The 16,884-nt window shown below is 71.9% G+C and carries 17 protein-coding genes; 8 read left to right on the top strand and 9 right to left on the bottom strand.

The annotated features are described in order from the left end of the window. Positions 1-54 precede the first annotated feature (54 nt). Positions 55-909 (top strand): RNA polymerase sigma factor SigF, encoded by an 855-nt coding sequence (locus ACIBIW_RS05645; protein ID WP_399332295.1) that lies wholly within the window; start codon positions 55-57, stop codon positions 907-909. Positions 910-970: 61 nt separating this feature from the next. Here the strand turns inward: ACIBIW_RS05645 and ACIBIW_RS05640 are convergent, their stop codons facing one another. Next, positions 971-1,180 carry a hypothetical protein gene (locus tag ACIBIW_RS05640; RefSeq protein WP_399332293.1) on the bottom strand — a complete coding sequence of 70 codons (210 nt, stop codon included), beginning with the start codon at positions 1,178-1,180 and terminating at the stop codon, positions 971-973. Positions 1,181-1,740: 560 nt separating this feature from the next. On the opposite strand from ACIBIW_RS05640, the gene ACIBIW_RS05635 reads away from it, so the two are divergent. The 4 genes from ACIBIW_RS05635 (at position 1,741) to ACIBIW_RS05620 (ending at position 6,519) form a co-directional block, all read left to right on the top strand. Further along, positions 1,741-2,238, top strand: coding sequence for a MarR family winged helix-turn-helix transcriptional regulator (locus ACIBIW_RS05635; protein WP_399332291.1), 498 nt, complete (start codon positions 1,741-1,743; stop codon positions 2,236-2,238). A 42-nt stretch (positions 2,239-2,280) separates the two neighbouring features. Next, positions 2,281-4,905: an MFS transporter gene (locus ACIBIW_RS05630; RefSeq protein WP_399332289.1), complete on the top strand. Its 2,625-nt coding sequence runs from the start codon at positions 2,281-2,283 to the stop codon at positions 4,903-4,905. Between the two features lie 207 nt (positions 4,906-5,112). Beyond that, the gene (locus tag ACIBIW_RS05625) at positions 5,113-5,940 is read left to right on the top strand and encodes a YceI family protein (RefSeq protein ID WP_399332287.1); all 828 of its coding nucleotides are present in this window, start codon (positions 5,113-5,115) and stop codon (positions 5,938-5,940) included. Positions 5,941-6,051: 111 nt separating this feature from the next. After that, positions 6,052-6,519: a PPOX class F420-dependent oxidoreductase gene (locus ACIBIW_RS05620; protein ID WP_399332285.1), complete on the top strand. Its 468-nt coding sequence runs from the start codon at positions 6,052-6,054 to the stop codon at positions 6,517-6,519. Between the two features lie 67 nt (positions 6,520-6,586). Here the strand turns inward: ACIBIW_RS05620 and ACIBIW_RS05615 are convergent, their stop codons facing one another. The 3 genes from ACIBIW_RS05615 to ACIBIW_RS05605 form a co-directional block, all read right to left on the bottom strand. Continuing rightward, complete coding sequence (locus ACIBIW_RS05615) at positions 6,587-7,351, bottom strand: TetR/AcrR family transcriptional regulator (RefSeq protein ID WP_399332283.1); 765 nt, start codon at positions 7,349-7,351, stop codon at positions 6,587-6,589. Between the two features lie 395 nt (positions 7,352-7,746). Further along, complete coding sequence (locus ACIBIW_RS05610) at positions 7,747-8,487, bottom strand: response regulator transcription factor (protein WP_399332281.1); 741 nt, start codon at positions 8,485-8,487, stop codon at positions 7,747-7,749. Positions 8,488-8,570: 83 nt separating this feature from the next. Further along, positions 8,571-9,176, bottom strand: a complete 606-nt coding sequence (locus tag ACIBIW_RS05605) for a TetR/AcrR family transcriptional regulator (RefSeq protein WP_399332279.1) — start codon at positions 9,174-9,176, stop codon at positions 8,571-8,573. A gap of 189 nt (positions 9,177-9,365) precedes the next feature. Between ACIBIW_RS05605 and ACIBIW_RS05600 the strand changes: the two genes are divergently transcribed. Further along, positions 9,366-10,079 carry an SDR family oxidoreductase gene (locus ACIBIW_RS05600; RefSeq protein WP_399332277.1) on the top strand — a complete coding sequence of 238 codons (714 nt, stop codon included), beginning with the start codon at positions 9,366-9,368 and terminating at the stop codon, positions 10,077-10,079. Between the two features lie 76 nt (positions 10,080-10,155). Here the strand turns inward: ACIBIW_RS05600 and ACIBIW_RS05595 are convergent, their stop codons facing one another. The 5 genes from ACIBIW_RS05595 to ACIBIW_RS05575 all read right to left on the bottom strand — a co-directional run bounded on the left by ACIBIW_RS05595 (position 10,156) and on the right by ACIBIW_RS05575 (position 14,702). Then, a complete protein-coding gene (locus tag ACIBIW_RS05595) occupies positions 10,156-11,082 on the bottom strand; it encodes an amidohydrolase family protein (protein ID WP_399332275.1) in 927 nt (308 codons plus the stop codon). Positions 11,083-11,154: 72 nt separating this feature from the next. Continuing rightward, positions 11,155-12,090, bottom strand: coding sequence for a DUF2797 domain-containing protein (locus ACIBIW_RS05590; protein ID WP_399332273.1), 936 nt, complete (start codon positions 12,088-12,090; stop codon positions 11,155-11,157). A gap of 87 nt (positions 12,091-12,177) precedes the next feature. Continuing rightward, on the bottom strand, positions 12,178-13,134 hold the full coding sequence (locus ACIBIW_RS05585) for a helix-turn-helix domain-containing protein (protein WP_399332271.1): 957 nt from the start codon (positions 13,132-13,134) through the stop codon (positions 12,178-12,180). Positions 13,135-13,524: 390 nt separating this feature from the next. Then, a complete protein-coding gene (locus tag ACIBIW_RS05580; protein ID WP_399332269.1) occupies positions 13,525-14,289 on the bottom strand; it encodes a glycosyltransferase family 2 protein in 765 nt (254 codons plus the stop codon). A gap of 53 nt (positions 14,290-14,342) precedes the next feature. Continuing rightward, the gene (locus ACIBIW_RS05575; RefSeq protein WP_399332267.1) at positions 14,343-14,702 is read right to left on the bottom strand and encodes a hypothetical protein; all 360 of its coding nucleotides are present in this window, start codon (positions 14,700-14,702) and stop codon (positions 14,343-14,345) included. Positions 14,703-15,338: 636 nt separating this feature from the next. Between ACIBIW_RS05575 and ACIBIW_RS05570 the strand changes: the two genes are divergently transcribed. Both ACIBIW_RS05570 and ACIBIW_RS05565 read left to right on the top strand, forming a co-directional pair. Continuing rightward, a complete protein-coding gene (locus ACIBIW_RS05570) occupies positions 15,339-16,124 on the top strand; it encodes a hypothetical protein (protein ID WP_382493413.1) in 786 nt (261 codons plus the stop codon). Next, positions 16,099-16,755 (top strand): ribonuclease D, encoded by a 657-nt coding sequence (locus ACIBIW_RS05565; protein ID WP_399332264.1) that lies wholly within the window; start codon positions 16,099-16,101, stop codon positions 16,753-16,755. The genes ACIBIW_RS05570 and ACIBIW_RS05565 overlap by 26 nt, the downstream gene beginning before the upstream one ends. Positions 16,756-16,884: the final 129 nt, after the last annotated feature.

The raw sequence follows: 16,884 nt of genomic DNA, 5'->3' as shown, positions 1-16,884 counted from the left end.
CGCTTCCTCGTGGGGGCGTAGAGCCGCGACCGTCCGCGACCTCAAGGGGGTGGCATGTCCGCAGACCAGGGCAGCTCGAAGGTGCTCACGCTCGGCACGAGCGAAGACGCCGAGCCCGCCGAGCCCGTAGTGCCCCAGACCTCGGAAGCCATCGACACCCGCACCCTGTCCCGCTCCCTGTTCCTACGGCTCGCCGCCCTCGACGAGAACAGCCCCGAGCGCGGTTATGTGCGGGACACCCTGATCGAGCTGAACCTTCCGCTGGTGCGGTACGCGGCAGCCAGGTTTCGCAGCCGCAACGAGCCGATGGAGGACATCGTCCAGGTCGGCACCATCGGTCTGATCAAGGCGATCGACCGGTTCGACTGCGAACGGGGCGTCGAGTTCCCGACGTTCGCGATGCCGACGGTGGTCGGGGAGATCAAGCGGTTCTTCCGGGACACGTCCTGGTCGGTGCGCGTCCCGCGGCGCCTCCAGGAGCTGCGCCTCGCGCTCACCAAGGCGAGCGACGAGCTGTCCCAGCGGCTCGACCGCTCCCCCACGGTGCCCGAGCTGGCCTCGGCGCTCGGCGTCTCCGAGGAGGACGTCGTCGACGGCCTCGCGGTGGGCAACGCGTACACGGCCTCCTCGCTCGACTCGCCCGCGCCCGAGGACGACGGGGGAGAGGGCTCGCTCGCCGACCGGCTCGGCTACGAGGACACCGCCCTCGAAGGCGTCGAGTACCGCGAGTCGCTGAAGCCGCTGCTCGCGAAGCTGCCGCCGCGCGAGCGCCGCATCATCATGCTGCGCTTCTTCGCGAACATGACGCAGTCCCAGATCGGCGAGGAGGTCGGCATCTCGCAGATGCACGTCTCCCGGCTGCTGACCCGCACCCTGGCCCAGCTCAGGGACGGCCTGATCTCCGACTGACCGGCGGTCAGGGAGGAATCTCACGCGCGTCCGCGGGCCCCGAAGAGGCCCGCGGACGGCGTCACTTGAAGGCCAGCCAGGCCACCGCCGCGACGACGACGATGGCGACCACCACGCCGACGATCAGCAGCGGCCGACCGCCCGACGAGGAAGTCTGCGGGGCGGCGCCACGGGGCGCCTCCTCGTCCACGAACGCGCGGAACATCTGGGTGCTGCCCGCCGGATCAGGTGTGCCCTCGGGGCCCTGGGGGGCTTGGGGGTTGTGTGCCATGAGCAAGGACCCTAGCGAATCGGGGCACGACACCCAAGCCCGGGGGCGAGGCGGAAGAGCGGCCACTCCCGCACCAGTACGGACCGGCCCGTAGGACACCGCGCAGCCCGGCCGGCCGGACACCGCGCCACTCGGCAGGCAGGGCGCCGCACCACCCCGGCCGACAGGGCGCTCCGCCCCGGCACCCCCGCGCCGCACGGCCCCCGCGCAACCGCGGGCCTGGTACCCCCCGAGCCCCGCCTTCCACCCTTCCGCGCTCCCACGCGCCCGCGTACGCTCTCCTGATCCGCCCCACCGGAGAGCGCCCGCCCCGGCGCGCGCACACCCCCGCACACCCCTCCCCGCCCGCACCCGCGTCCCCGCACCCCCGAGGCATCGACCTGTCACGCCCCCGTCAAGCGCGACCGCCCGCCCCCACGCCCCACGCACGCCGTACGCTCCGGCGCGGAGACGCCCACAACCCGGGCTTTGCCCACCCTTTAACCCACGAATCCCGCTATTCATTTGCCTTCGGCAACCAAGTAGACCTATGGTTGCCTAGAGCAACAAATGGAGGTGCCATGGCCGCGCGGCGTCAGTACGAGGAACTGGCCCGTCAGCTCAGCGCGATCGGCGTCATCAAACGGAGCCTCGCGCGCACACTGCCGCCCGAGTGCCCGGCCGGCTCCGCGGCCGTCCTGCGCCTCCTGGACCAGCACGGAGCGATGCGGATGAGCCGGCTCGCGGAACTGCTCGCCGTCGACATGTCCGTGACCAGCCGCCACGTGGCCCATGTCGCCGAGCGCGGCTGGATCGCGAGGACCCGGGACCCCGACGACAAGCGCTCCCGCATACTCGCGCTCACCCCCGAGGGCGGCGACAAGCTCGCCGAGCTGTCGGACCGCTATCTGCGCACGCTCGAAGGCTGCCTGGAGGACTGGCCCGACGAGGAGGTCGAGCGGCTCTGCTCGCTCCTCGCCCGGCTCAGAGAGAGCTTCGGCGACTGCCGCACCGCCACGGTCCGCGGTCCCCACCCCGCACAGCACTCCCCGCAGCCCGCCACCCACACCCCCGCGTGAACGACCGACCCACCATCCCCGCGTAAGAAGAAAAGGACATCCATGGCAACGACCACACCAGCCGGTGTGCGGGGCAGCCATGCCAAGCACGGAGGAGCAGCATCCGACGGCGCGCAGATGACGCACCGGCAGATCATGGAGGCACTCTCCGGGCTGCTGCTCGGCATGTTCGTCGCGATCCTGTCGTCGACGATCGTCTCCAACGCCCTCCCCCACATCATCAGTGACCTCGGCGGTGGCCAGAGCGCCTACACCTGGGTCGTCACCGCCTCGCTCCTCGCCATGACGGCGACGACGCCGCTCTGGGGCAAGCTCGCCGACCTCTTCTCCAAGAAGCTGCTGGTCCAGATAGCCCTGATCATCTACGTGGCGGCCTCGGTCGTCGCCGGCCTCTCCCAGAACGCGGGCATGCTGATCGCCTGCCGCGTGGTCCAGGGCATAGGCGTCGGCGGCCTCTCCGCGCTCGCGCAGATCGTGATGGCCGCCATGATCGCGCCCCGCGAGCGCGGCCGCTACAGCGGCTACCTGGGCGCCACCTTCGCGGTGGCCACCGTCGGCGGCCCGCTGCTCGGCGGCGTCATCACCGACACGAGCTGGCTCGGCTGGCGCTGGTGCTTCTACGTCGGGGTGCCGTTCGCCGTCATCGCGCTGATCGTGCTCCAGAAGACCCTGAAGCTCCCGGTCGTCAAGCGCGACGTCAAGGTGGACTGGACCGGCGCGTTCTTCATCAGCGCGAGCGTCTGCCTGATCCTCGTGTGGGTCACCTTCGCGGGCAACAAGTACGACTGGCTCTCCTGGCAGACCTACGCCATGGTCGCCGGGTCGATCGTGCTCGGGCTGCTGTTCCTCCTCACCGAGACCAGGGCCCGCGAGCCGATCATCCCGCTGCGCCTCTTCCGCAACCGCACCATCACCCTGGCGTCCCTCGCCTCGCTCTTCGTCGGCGTCGCGATGTTCGCGGGAACCGTGTACTTCAGCCAGTACTTCCAGCTCGCCCGCGGCAAGACGCCGACCATGTCCGGGGTGATGACCATCCCGATGATCGGCGGGCTCTTCCTGTCGTCGACCGTCTCGGGACAGGTCATCACCAGGACCGGGCGCTGGAAGGCGTGGCTGGTCTCCGGCGGCCTCCTGGTGACCGCGGGTCTCGGGCTCCTCGGCACCATGCGCTACGACACCGAGTACTGGCACATCGGCGTCTTCATGGCGCTGCTCGGCCTCGGCATCGGCATGATGATGCAGAACCTGGTGCTGTGCACCCAGAACCAGGTCGCACCGAGCGACCTCGGCTCCGCCAGCTCCACCGTCACCTTCTTCCGCTCCCTGGGCGGCGCGGTCGGCGTCTCCGCGCTCGGCGCCGTGATGTCGAACCGGATCGGCGACTACGTGAAGGACGGCCTGGCCGGCCTCGGCGGCAAGGCCGCGGGCGCGCTGCCCAGCGGCTCCGACTCGGCGGGCGCCATCCCCGACCTCGCCAAGCTCCCCGCGCCGATCCGCACCGTGATGGAGAGCGCGTACGGCCACGGCATCGCGGACATCTTCCTGATCGCCGCGCCGCTGGCGTTCCTCGCCTTCCTCATCACCCTGTTCATCAAGGAGGTCCCGCTGCGCACCAAGGGCGGTCTCGCACAGAGCGCGGAGGAGGCCGCCCCGGCCGCGGCCCCCGCCGGCCCGGCGGACATGGCGGACGCGGCGGTGGCACCGCAGCCCGTCCCCGAGCCCTTCGCCGCCGCCGCGGCGGCGCAGGAGCCCGAGCCGCCCGCGGCCCCCGAGCGGGTGCCGAGCTGGGCCGCGGCGGGACCGGTCGACGGGCACGACGGCACCGGGCGCCTCGGCGCCCTGGCCTCCGCCGTCCCCGCCGCCGCGACCGCCACCGCGCAGCCGGGCCCCGGCGGCCCCGGCGGCCGCGGGGTGCCGGTGCACGGCTTCGTCCGCGGCGTCGAGAGCGCCCCCGTCCCGCGCGCCGCCGTGACGCTGATCTCGCTCACCGGGCGCCAGCTCGGCCGCGCCACCGCCCAGCAGGACGGCTCGTACGGAGTGGACGCCCCGGGCGCCGGGTCCTACGTGCTGATCGCCTCGGCCGACGGCTACCAGCCGCAGGCTTCCACGGTCGTCGTGGCCGACGAGCCCGTCGCCTTCGACGTCCTGCTCAGCGGCACAAGCGGCCTCGGCGGCACGGTGCGCTCCGCCGCCACGGGCGAGACCGTCGCCGGTGCCATGGTCATCGTCACCGATGTGCGCGGCGAGGTCCTGGCCACCGGGACGAGCGGCCCCGACGGCGAGTTCGCCTTCGCGGAACTGGTGCCCGGCACCGTCACCGTGGCCGTCAACGCCCCCGGGCACCGGCCGCTCGCGCTGCCCGTAGAGATCGGCACCGCGGGCGCCACCCGGGTCGAGGTCGAGCTGGAGTCGGGGGCCAGGGTCAGCGGCACCGTCCGCGCCGCGGGCGCCCCGCTGAACGACGCCAGGGTCACCCTCGTCGACGCCGCGGGCAACGTCGTCGCCAGCGCCACCACCGGCCAGGACGGCGAGTACGCCTTCGCGGACCTCGACGGCGGCGACTACACCGTGATCGCCACCGGGTATCCGCCGGTCGCCACCGGGCTCAGGGTCTCGGGCAGCGGAGTGGACGGCGCCGACGTGGAACTCGGCCACCCGTCCGACTGACCCCCGCAAGCCCCGGGGGCCCGGGTCATCCCCCGGCCCGGGCCCCCGGTTCCCCTCCCCGCGGGGCCGCCGCACGGACGGCGGCGGACACGGGCGCGCGCGGGCGCGCGGAGCCGGGCCCGCGCGCGGCGCCCGCACCGGCGCGGGCACCCCCGGCGCCCGGCGGCCGTTCCCACCAGGCCGTCCGACACGAACAAGGAGCACACCATGCCGCTCAGCGCACGGATTCGTACCCGCGACGACTGGGCCGTACCGCACGCCGTGGTCACCGTCACCGACCCGAGCGGCTACCAGATCTGCCGGGCCGAGGCGGACGACGAGGGCGCCGTCGGCGACCCCGTCACGCTGCCGCCCGGCCCCTACACCGTGATCGTCACCGCCATCGGCTACACCCCCACCGCCGCCACCGCCATCGTCACCGCCTCGGGCCGCGCGGAGCTGGGCCGGATCGTCCTCACCCGGCAGGGCGGTACGGAGCTGCCGCCGCCCGGGCCCTGGACCATCGACCCCGCCCACTCCTCCGTCGCCGCGATCGCCCACCACCTCGGCATCTCCAGCGTGCGCGGGCGCTTCACCGAGTTCCGCGGCCGTATCGAGATCGCGGACAACCCTGCCGACCCCGACAAGTCCCGGGTGGAGGCGGTCATCAGGGCCTCGTCCATCGACACCGGCAACACCCTGCGCGACGACCACCTGCGCTCGCCCGACTTCCTCGACGCCGAGCGGCACCCGCACCTCACCTACCGCTCCAGCGGGCTCACCGCCACCGGCACCGACCGCTGGACCGTCCACGGCGACCTCGGCATGCGCGGCGTGCAGCGCCCCGTCGACCTCGACCTCAGCTACCTCGGTACGGGCCCCGACCCCTGGGGCGGGGTGCGCGCCGCGTTCCACGCCACCGCGGAGCTGCGCAGGGAGGACTTCGCCATGAACTACAACCAGGTCGTCCAGGCGGGCATCGCCGCCATCGGGACCACGCTGCGGGTGGAGCTGGACATCCAGGCGGTGCAGGGCGAGTCGCTGCCGCAGGTGTGAGCGGGACACCCCGGGCCGCTGATGGGCGCCGCCGCCCCGCGTCCGCACCGCCCGGCGGGCCGCGTCCGCCGCTCCGGAGGGCGGTGGGACGGGGCGGCGTAGGGTGCGAGCATGGCTCCGAACATCGCGACAAATACGACCGTTTCTCTAACGGAACTGCTCGATTTCGTTCGCCCCCGGCACCGCGCGCTCCTGCTGACGCGTCGCGCGGACGGCTCCCCCCAGGCGTCCCCGCTGACCTGCGGCGTGGACGACTCGGGACGCATCGTCGTCTCCACCTACCCGCAGCGCGCCAAGACCCGTAACGCCAAGCGGGACGAACGGGTGAGCGTCATCGTGCTGAGCGACGAGTGGAACGGCCCCTGGGTCCAGGTGGACGGCACCGCCGAGGTCCTCGACATCCCCGAGTCGGTGGAACCGCTCGTGGAGTACTTCAGGAACATCTCGGGCGAGCACCCCGACTGGGCCGAGTACCGCGAGGCCATGCGGCGCCAGGGCAAGTCGATCATCAGGATCACCCCGGCGAAGTGGGGCCCCGTGGCCACCGGCGGCTTCCCCCCTGAGCTGGCATCGAACTGACACCGCCCAGGCCCCCGGCCACCCCGGGGGCCGGGAACCTCCGCACGAACCCGTCCCGCCCGGACCCCTACCTCCGCAGCGCCTCGATCCCCGACACCAGGAGTTCCAGGGCGACGCCGAAGTCCTTCTCCCGCATCTGCCGTACGGACGCCGCGCTCTCGCCGCCGCCGTCCGCCATGCGCCACAGGCCCTGCGGCGCCCGGGCCACCGCCTCCCCGTAGTACGCGTCCTCGGTCATCCCGGCGGCGGCGCACCGCACCAGGAAAAGGCTCTCCATGGTGCCGAACCCGTACACGAACTGGAAGACGGCGGCGATGGCCCCGCGCTGGCGCCCCGCCGAGAGCCCGGTGCCCCCGATCACCCGCCGCACGGTCCGTGAGAAGTCGCTGAAGTGCGGCCCGATGTTCAGGAACATGCCAACCAGGGACGAGACCCAGGGGTGCCGCACCAGCAGCGCGCGGTACTCCCCGGCCAGCGCCCGCAGTTCGGCGCGCCAGTCGCGCGCGGCGCCCGCGGCCGGCAGCGCGATCTCGCCGAAGGCCGCGTCCAGGGCCAGTTCGAGGAGGTCGTCCTTGGTGTCCACGTACCAGTAGAGGGACATCGCGGTCACGTTCAGCTCGGTGGCGAGGCGCCGCATGGAGAAGCGGGCGAGGCCCTCCGCGTCCAGCAGCCGCACGCTCACCTCGGTGATCCGGTCCCGCCCGAGGCCGCTCGGCTGCTCGGCCCTGCGCGCGGAACGGCCGCGCCGCGCCGTGCCGTCGAGCCAGACGCTGGTGCGCTGCGGGCGCCCGCCCGGCCCCGCCGCCCTCGTCCGGTCGGCTGCCCCCGCCATGGCCACCCCTTCCCGTACCTTCCCGTACGGCCGTGTCCGAACCGGGCCTCGCGGGGCCCGCCCCCTCGATGCTATGCGGGCATGGACACGATTCCGTTACCGGCGGTGCGTACGGGGCCGCGCACCGCGCCCGGGAACTCGGCGCACCGCGCCGGGAAACGCCGAAGCGCGCGGTCGCACAACACGACCACGCGCCCTGTTCGTTGCCCCGCGCACCACCGCGGGGCGCCGTCCCGTACGCCCGGGAGGCCGCGGCGGGCACCCCCGCCCGCGCACCGTCTCCCGGGCGCACCCCACAGTCCCGGAGCACGCCCATCCCCAGGCGTTCGCGCTCCGGGAGCCCTTCCGGCCCCGGTCCGCCGAGCGCCGTCCGCCCCGGCGGCCTCGGTGCCGTCCTACTCGGCGGCCTTGATCAGGTAGCCGGCGCCGCGCCTGGTGTGGATCATCGGCTCCCGCCCGGCGTCGATCTTCCTGCGCAGATACGAGATGTACAGCTCGACCACGTTGGCCTGGCCGCCGAAGTCGTAGCTCCAGACCCGGTCGAGGATCTGCGCCTTGCTGAGCACCCGGCGCGGGTTGCGCATGAGGAAGCGGAGCAGTTCGAACTCGGTGCCGGTCAGATGGATGGACTGGCCACCCCTGGTGACCTCGCGGCTGTCCTCGTCGAGGGTGAGGTCGCCGACGACGAGCATGGAGTCCCCGCGGCGCCCTGCGGCGGCCCCGGAGCGCCTGATCAGCCCGCGCAGCCTGGCGACGACGTCCTCCAGCCTGAACGGCTTGGTCACGTAGTCGTCGCCGCCCGCGGTGAGCCCCGCGATGCGCTCCTCGACGGCGTCCTTCGCGGTCAGGAACAGCACCGGGACGTCGGGGAGGTCGCGGCGGAGCCTGCCCAGCAGGGAGAGCCCGTCCACGCCGGGCAGCATCAGATCGAGCACGACGGCGTCGGGCCGGAACATCCTGGCCTGCTGCACGGCCCGGCCGACGTCGCCGACGCTGCGGATCTGCCAGCCCTCGTAGCGCAGGGCCACGGCGAGCAGGTCGGTGACGGCGGCCTCGTTGTCCACGACGAGCACCCGGACGGGGCTCCCGTCCGAGCCTCGCGGTTCGGCACGCCTCTGGGGCGAAGTCACGGTCATGAGGACACGGTGCGCCGCGGCCCTGAAAGCTCCCTTTCGGAAACCTGTGAATTGCCTGAGAAAAAGGGACCGGAGGTGGCGGTTCAGCCGCGTACCGCGGCCAGGCACTCGTCGTACAGGTCCATGAGGTCGCGCTCGCCGCCGCCCTCGACCCACGCCATCGACGCGGCGTCCAGGCATGCGAACGACGTCGCGAGCACCGCGCGGGCCCGCGGGTCCGCACCGCCGACCGCCCCCATACGGGCCGCGACGAGCGGCAGCAGCTCCTCCTGGAACCGCAGCCGCTTCTCCAGCCAGCCGGCCCGCAGCGAGGCGGTGCGGTGCAGGAGCCGGAAGCGTTCCAGTGCCTGCTCACGGCTGTCGTGCAGGGCCAGTACGGCGGCGACCCCCGCCCGCAGCACCTCCCAGACCCCGGCCTCCGGGGGCTGCGCGCCGATCGTGTCCTTCAGCACCTGCCCGAAGCTGCCCTGGTCCCCGCCGAGCAGTTCCTCCTTGGTGCCGAAGTAGCGGAAGAGGGTGCGCTGGGAGACACCGGCCTCGCGGGCGATCTGCGCGATGGTCGTCTCGTCGTAGCCCTGCTCGGTGAAGAGCCGCAGAGCCGTGTCCAGGATCTCCCGCGAGGCGAGCCGCCTGGTCCTGTCCCACAGCGTGGCCGGTGCGCCCGCCGCCGCCTTGGCTTCCTGGTCCATGCCCCCACAGTAGCCGAGCGCTGCCAGGTTGACACTCGCACGAGACCTGGCAGTCGGATAGCGGTCTGGCATTCATATGCTGCTTGGCAGTCACTGCCATACGGTCGTACGCTGCCAAGGGAGGCCGTCCCGATACGGCGCCCCCGCGCCCCAGCCCCGGGCGCACCCGACCACACGGAGGAACGCACCATGCCCGCACCCACAGCCCTGATCACCGGCGGCACCAGCGGCATCGGCAGGGCCACCGCCGCACTGCTGCACTCCCGCGGCCACCGCGTCATGGTCACCGGCGTCGACAACGTCGCGAACGCCGCGCTGCCCGAGGACGTGGCGGTCGTCAGGGCCGACGCGCGGTCGCTGCCCGACCTCGACCGGGCGGTCGACGCGGCACGCCGCAGGTTCGGCTCGCTCGACCTGCTCTTCCTCAACGCGGGCGTCTCCCGCCCGGGACCGGTCGAGTCGACCGACGAGGACGCCTTCGACGCCCTCTTCGACATCAACGTCAAGGGCACCTTCTTCACCCTGCGCAAGGCGCTCCCGCTGCTCGGCGAGGGCGCCTCGGTCGTGATCACGGTGGGCGCGGGGGAAGGGCTCGGCGCCGCGATGACCGCCGCCAAGGGCGCCCTGCTGCCCCTCACCCGCGCCCTCGCGCTCGAACTCGCCCCCCGCCGCATCCGCGTCAACGCCGTCAGCCCCGGGCTGATCGACACCCCCGCCTACGGCAGGCTGGGCGTCTCCCGGGAGATGCTCGACTCCTGGGCCGCCGAGGTGCCGCTCGGCCGGGCCGGCGCCCCCGCGGACGTCGCGGAGGCGGTGGCCTTCCTCGCCTCGGACGCCGCCGGTTACATCACGGGCGACAACCTCACCGTCTCGGGCGGCGTGGGCGTCCACGCCCGGGCGTGAGCGACGCCCCCGCACCGGACGGCCACCGCGTCAACGGGCCGCCGCCTGACGGTCACCCCCGTCGGCCGCCCCCTCCTCAACCGGCCGCAGCGCCGGTCCCCACCCCGAACAGCCGGGCCCCGTTCCCGTAGCAGACCGCGCGCAGCCAGTCGTCCCCGAGGCCGAGGCGGGCGAGCGCGTCGAGCTGGTGGACGTAGCGGTACGGGACGTTGGGGAAGTCGCTGCCGAGCAGCACCCGGTCGCCGAGGTCGGCCAGCCTGCCGAGCTCCGCCCTGGGGAAGGGCGCGGTGGCCTCGACGAAGTCGGTGAACGCCATGGTGGTGTCGAGCCTGACCCCGGGGTGGCGCTCGGCGATCTTGAGGAAGTCCCCGTACTCGGGCATGCCCATGTGGGCGACGATCAGCGGCAGCCGCGGGTGGCGGGCCAGCATCCGCGCGACAGGACCTGGCCCCGTGTGCTTCCCCGGCGCCGGTCCTGAACCGCAGTGCATCACCACCGGCACGCCCGCCTCCGACAGCAGCCCCCACACCGGGTCGAGCAGCGGGTCGCCGGGGTCGTACGCGCCGACCTGCACATGGGACTTGAAGACCCGCGCGCCCGCCTCGACGGCCTGCCGCACATACGCCTCGGCGCCGGGCTCCGGATAGAAGGTGGCGGTGTGCAGGCAGTCGGGGGTGCGGGCGGCGAACTGCGCGGCCCAGCCGTTGAGCCAGGCCGCCATGCCCGGTTTGTGCGGGTAGAGCATGGCGGTGAACGCCCGTACCCCGAAGTCGCGGAGCAGCGCGAGCCTGGTGTCCTCCCCGTACCGGTAGACGACGGGCCACTCGACGCGGGTGAGGGGACCCGCGGAGTCGAAGTAGGCCCAGACCTTCCGCAGGACGGACTCCGGCATGAAGTGCGTGTGGACGTCGACGAGTCCGGGCAGGCCGAGCCGCGTCCAGAAGCGGCGCACCGCACCGGCCTCCGCGGAGTCCGCGCCCTCGCTGCCCGGTTGATCACTCATGGCCCCACCCTGCGCCGCGGCCCCGCGCGGTGTCCAGCCTCGCCCCGCCGCCTCGGGGCCGGGCGCCCCGGGTCAGAAGAGGGCGGGCTGCTCGGCGGGCAGCTCCCGTACGGGTGCGTCGGTGACCGCGTCCGTACGCGCACCGCCGGGCGCAGCCGACGCCGTGAAGGGCCAGCCCGCGAGCAGCCGGCCGTCGGCTATGAGGACCCGTCCGTCGCTCTGGCGCAGATACAGGTCGGGGCCCGCGACGGCGAGCAGCGTGCCGCCGAGTGCGGCGCCGGGGACGAGCCCGGTCAGGAGCGCGTTCGCGGGCGGGAGTCCGGCGAGCCCGAAGTCCTCGGCCTGGTCGACGACCTTGGCGGGCAGCCAGTCGAGCGCCTCGGCCCCGCCGGGCAGCAGTGCGGCGGCCGCGGTGTGCAGCGCCGTCAGCTCGGCGGCCCGCTCCGCTGCGGACGGCAGCCGCGAGCGCGCGGCCCGCTTGTCGGCGTACGGCACCCGGTCGGGGACGCCGAGGGCCGACCGCAGCAGCTCCTCGGTGCGCCGCGCGGCCATCAGGGGCCCCTGCCCGAGCCAGGTGAACGCCACCGCGCCCTGTTCGAGCAGCCGCAGCCGCTCGCGCTCGGCCGCCGTGATGCCGGACTTCACCATGCCGGGCCCGAACCACGCCAGATAGACCCGGTACGTGCGCGGGTCTGCGGGCGCGGTGTCGGCGGCGACGGAGTGCGCGCGGTCGACACGGGCGCACTCCTCGCACTGGGCGCGGGTGAGGTGCGCGGGAACGGCACGCTCGCCGGGGCAGGGTGTGTGCCGGCCCGCGCGTTGGACACCGAGGCAGCGCCGGGGGCCCGTGGTCCGCAGCGCCAGCACGCACCCGGGCGCGAGGGGGAGCGCGGGCTCCCGCGGCCCGGGGTCCGCCGCCGCGTGCTCCTGGGGTCGCGCACGCCTCCCCCCGAGCACGGCGGCGCCCCCCGCACCCCACCGGACCCCCGTACACACCACAGCCGTCATGCTCCCGAAGGTAACCCGGGGGTCTGACAACGGCCCCTGACCTGCACCGCGACCGGGGTCCTGTGGCACGCACCGGGGGCGGCGGCGCTACTCCTTGCAGGTGGGCAGGGCGGGGCTGTCGTGGGTGCGGACGGCGGAGAGCCAGGCGTGGCCGCCGGGAGCGTCGTTGAGCCGCACCCTTAACCACCTGCTCGACGTGACCCCCGTCTCGTCCGCGACCATCGTGCCTTCGTAGAGGACGCAGTCGGCGACGAGGACGTCGTTGTGCCAGACCCGGTGGGTGACGACGTTGTCCGCGTCGTACTTCTTACGGGGGTTCTTGGCGAGGCCGATGCTGCACGCGGGCAGGTGGTCGCTGCCGCGGCAGGCTTTCTCGACGTTGAAGACGTGCACGGAGACCGTGGAGGAGAGCGCGCCACCCTTCGCGGGGTGCTTCGCGCCCCCGTCGTCGGAGCCGAACAGCGCTATCCCGGCGGCGGTCACAAGCCCCGCGGCCGCGACCGCTATGACGCCGAACGCCACCCGGTGCGTACGCAGTCTGCGCCGGAAGAGGCTCGGCCGCGGCGGCACGGGCACGTCGGTGACCTCGGGCAGTTCCCTCCCCGCCGCCTGCCCGCCGTGCTGCCGCTCCCGCGCCCCGGACGCGTCGGACCCGGCATGGCCGTCCTGACCGCCCGGCCCCTCCCCCTGCTCCCCGGCCCCGCCGCCCTCCGGCTCCCCGGCTTCGCCGTCCTCCGGCGTGCCGTCCGCTCCCGGTCTTTCGGCGCCGTCGGCGGCCGGCGTCCCGGCGCCGCTACGCGCCGAGTCGGCGATCGCCCACAGCCGGTGCAGCTCCCTGAACTCCTCTTTGCTGGCGCCGCAGGCTCTGCCGATGGCATGCGCTATTCCGTAGTCGGCGGGGAGTTTGCCGCCCGCACAGTAGCGGTGCAGGCTGGAGCGGCTGATCCCGGTCTGCCGGGCCAGCGTCTCGAAGCTGAGCCCCGCACGTTCCTTGAGCGCCCGCAGCCGGGCGGCGAACTGCTCGTTCTCTTGCAGCGGTGTCATCCTGCCTCGCAGACGTGTGAACTGCGCGCATGCGCGAAAGCACGGACGCGAGCATCCCACCCGCGTCCCACCGGGATATCAAGTGCGCAGCTCACAGGGGACGTAGCCGTCCCAGCATCCCACTGTCACCCATCCGCTTGCCACGAGCCGTGAGCTTTTGCCACGGTCGACACAGCTCGGCAGGGAACGGCCGGACGGAGCAAGACGGGGGAAGCCGGGGGACCGGCCGATCCGCACCGAGCGAGCCCCGCCGCACACGTGCGGCGGGGCCGTCAAACCCCCCACGGGCGGCGCCAAGGGGCCTCCCGGTTCGTGCCCGGGCGGCCCCTTCGCTGGTCCCGTACTCGGATTCGCCCGGTCCCGTACCCGGAACCGGGGCATCGGGCAGTGTCAATTTGTCCGAAAACAGCCGCCGTCCAGGGTGGCGAGGGCCCGCGCCCGCGCCTCCACCACCGCCATACGGGCCGCCCGCTCCTCGGTGTCGCCGTGTGCCCGCTGCCCCGTGACCTGGCCGGGCCACTTGCGGTACAGCATCCCGACCTCGGAGGAGAACCAGCCCCGCGCCACCGCGTTCAGCGCGAGCAGCAGCCCCGTGTCCTCGGAGGCGGGCAGCGCCATCCATCCGCCGAGCGCCAGCAGCAGTTCGCGCCGTACGCACAGGGTCGCGGGGTGGACGGGCGGCAGGTGACCGCCCGCGGCCCACGGTCCGAGCAGCGTGCCGCGCTCGACGCGGCCGTGCCCGGGGCCGCCGGGGAAGTCGACGGTGGTCCCGTCCGGCAGCAGGTCGACCGCCCGCGAGCCGACCCACCCGACCGACGGGTCGCTGCTGAGCACGCCGATGTCCCGCGCGAGTACCCCGTCCGCGAGCTGGTCGTCGGCGTCGAGCACCTTCACATACGCGCCTTCGGCGTGCGCCAGGGCCAGCGTCCGCGCGACACCGGGGCCACCGGCCCGCCCCTGCCGGAACGACACGCGCGCGTCGTCGGGCACATACGGCCGTACGGCGTCGCCCGTGCCGTCCTCCTGTATCACCCAGTGCCACTCCCAGCCGCCGGGGAGTTCCTGGTTGCGCAGGGACTTGTGGGCGTCGGGCAGGAAGCGCGCCGAGGGCGCGTGCACCGCGGTGACGACGACGATCCGCCCCAAGCGCCTCACCCCTCTCCCGCGCCTCAGCGTACGACGCGGGGGCGGGCGGGCGGCCGCCGGTACTACCGCAGCGCCCTGCGCGCCTGCCACCAGCCGAGGCCCGCGGCGGCGGTGACGGCCACCACGACGGCGGCCCGCGGCAGCGGCCGTCCGGTGCCGTCCGCACGGCGGGCGAGCCTGGCGCCGCTGGACTGCCAGGAGAGCACGGAGGCGTTCGACTGCCCGGACAGCCACGACCCGAAGGACTGGAAAGAACCGACCGACACGGCGGACATGGCGGAACCCAGCGACCCGAACGACCCGAACGACGCCACGGACCCGATGGAGAGGGCGGACCCGGCCGACCCGATGGACAGCACGGACTCCGTGGAGCCGATGGACAACACCGAGTTACGCGACCCGATCGACCAACGCGAGGACATACCCCCATCCTCCCTCATGGAGGTGCGGGGGCGCTATTGGTGCCGTTGGAATGGGTCTGGGGGCATGGGGGCTGCCACGGCGGCCCGTTGACGCACCCACGGACTGAACAGGATCGTCTGCAAAGCCGTGCGGCAGGCCCCCGGACCCCATGGCTCCGCCTCCGCGCCCTCGTCGCGCGTACGGAAGCCGAGACTCATCCACACCCTGTGGGAAACGAAGCGCCGGTCGGCGCTGCGAGGCCGCCAAAGCGAGAGGCCCCGGGACTTCGTCCCGGGGCCTCTCATCTGTGCGCACTCGGCAGGATTCGAACCTGCAACCTTCTGATCCGTAGCTCTGTAGAGATCGGTCAATGGCGGTCATATACGCCGCTCGTTGGGTTTACAGGGACGCTACGGGGCGGGGACGGTTGCTGTGGTTGCTGTGCTTCGCTGCTGTACAGCTCCGCCCACCAATAAGGCTCAGTGACAGACGACCAGGAGGGCGACGGCTCGGCAGCTGCCGGAGTTCCCAAGGTCACGAACGGAGCGTTCGCTGAGTGCAGCGCGGATACAGTCTGGCTCAGCCCACGGGCGGAACGCAGCAGCCCCGCTGTCAGTGGCACCGGCTAGCGTCGTTGGACATGAGAGGGGACCCGGATGGCAACCAACAACCCGTACAGATTGGTCACCAACCTGAAGTACTGGCTGCTGGCCAGCGGAGGCCTGGCAGCTGGGTTGGGGCTGCTGTACGTGTCGGGGCTGTCTTGGTCCGAAGATCACAAGTCGTTTGGTGTGCTAGCCAATCAACTCGGTGGCCTGCTCATCGCCTCGGTCGCTTTGGCCACCCTGTGGGACTTGGTAGGCCGCCGGTCATTCTTCAGGGAGATGCTTGAGGTCTTGGAACTGAAACATGATGTCCACAGCTCCGGACTTGAGTCGATCGGCACGGACTACAGGAAGGTTGTCGACTGGGATGACCGCCTGAATTCAGCCAAGAACCTGGACATCTTTGCCGCCTGGGCGACAACCTGGCGTAACAATAATCAAACGAATCTCCAGCAACTTGCATCCCGCAACGGCGCAAAGATCCGGGTTTGCCTCCCGGACCCCAACGACAACACCTGTGTCAAGTCGCTGGCCGCGCGCTTCAACCTGAGCCAAGGAGATGTTCGAACCAGGCTTAACGATGCGATCGAGGGGTACAAAAAGTTTGACGCAAACGGCAGCCGTACGGGGCGCGTAGAGATCTGGACAACCCCCGTCTTCCGCGCCTTCTCCGCCTACCGCATCGACGATCAATTTGTCGTGACGCTGTACCACCATAAGGACAACCGGAGCGGATCCTTCCCGGCTTTCATGTGCCGGAAAGGTGGGTCCCTATTTGCTTTCTTCGAGGAAGATCTGGAGGGGGTTCTCGGTGCGAGCACAAAAGTCTATCCATGAAGCGCAAGCAGGCCGCGTTGAAGTATTCTGCCACGACCTGCCTCGCGATATATACGCGAAACTGGTGGAGAGCGGCCGAGTTGCATGGGACATCGAAACCAACGGGCTCGATCCTCGCGAAGCGCAGATTGGCACGTGCCAGATCCATGCACAAGGCGTGGGTGCATTCGTCGTGACTCACGTTGCTGGCAGCACTCCGCCTATGTTGGCCCAATTGTTGTCCGACGAACAGGTCTTGAAGGTATTCCATCACGCGCCCTTCGACCTGTCATTCATGGCAGCCGCATGGGGTGTCGAGCCGCGCAACATCGCCTGCACCAAGATCGCCGCCAAACTCCTGGAGCCGTCTGCGCCTGCCGAGCACTTCTCTCTGAAGTATCTGATGGCTCACCACTTCAACGTGCAGCTCCACAAGGAAATCCGTTTTACAGACTGGATGGCGGATTCCCTAAGCGCACATCAGGTGGAGTACGCTGTCGGCGACGTGATCAGATTGCTTGATCTCTACGATCTAATGGTCTCAAAAATCAGCCAGCGTGGACTGCTTCAACTCTACGATCGCTGCCTGAAGTTTCTGCCAACACATACTGCGCTCCGCCTCCATGGGTGCCCCAACCCATTCAAGTACTAACGCCTCGCTGCGGCTTCACCGAGCCTCGTCAACCTCACGCTTTCCGAAGGGATGCAGGGGTCGGCGGATTCTCAATGGCGAGTCAAAATCCGAGCGATCTAGAAAACCGTCGTGGCGAGAGTCACCGTG

Source organism: Streptomyces sp. NPDC050560, assembly GCF_044457285.1.
Lineage (GTDB): Bacteria > Actinomycetota > Actinomycetes > Streptomycetales > Streptomycetaceae > Streptomyces.
The sequence above is the reverse complement of the archived record's forward strand: the minus strand, read 5'-3'. Positions and strand labels throughout refer to the sequence as shown.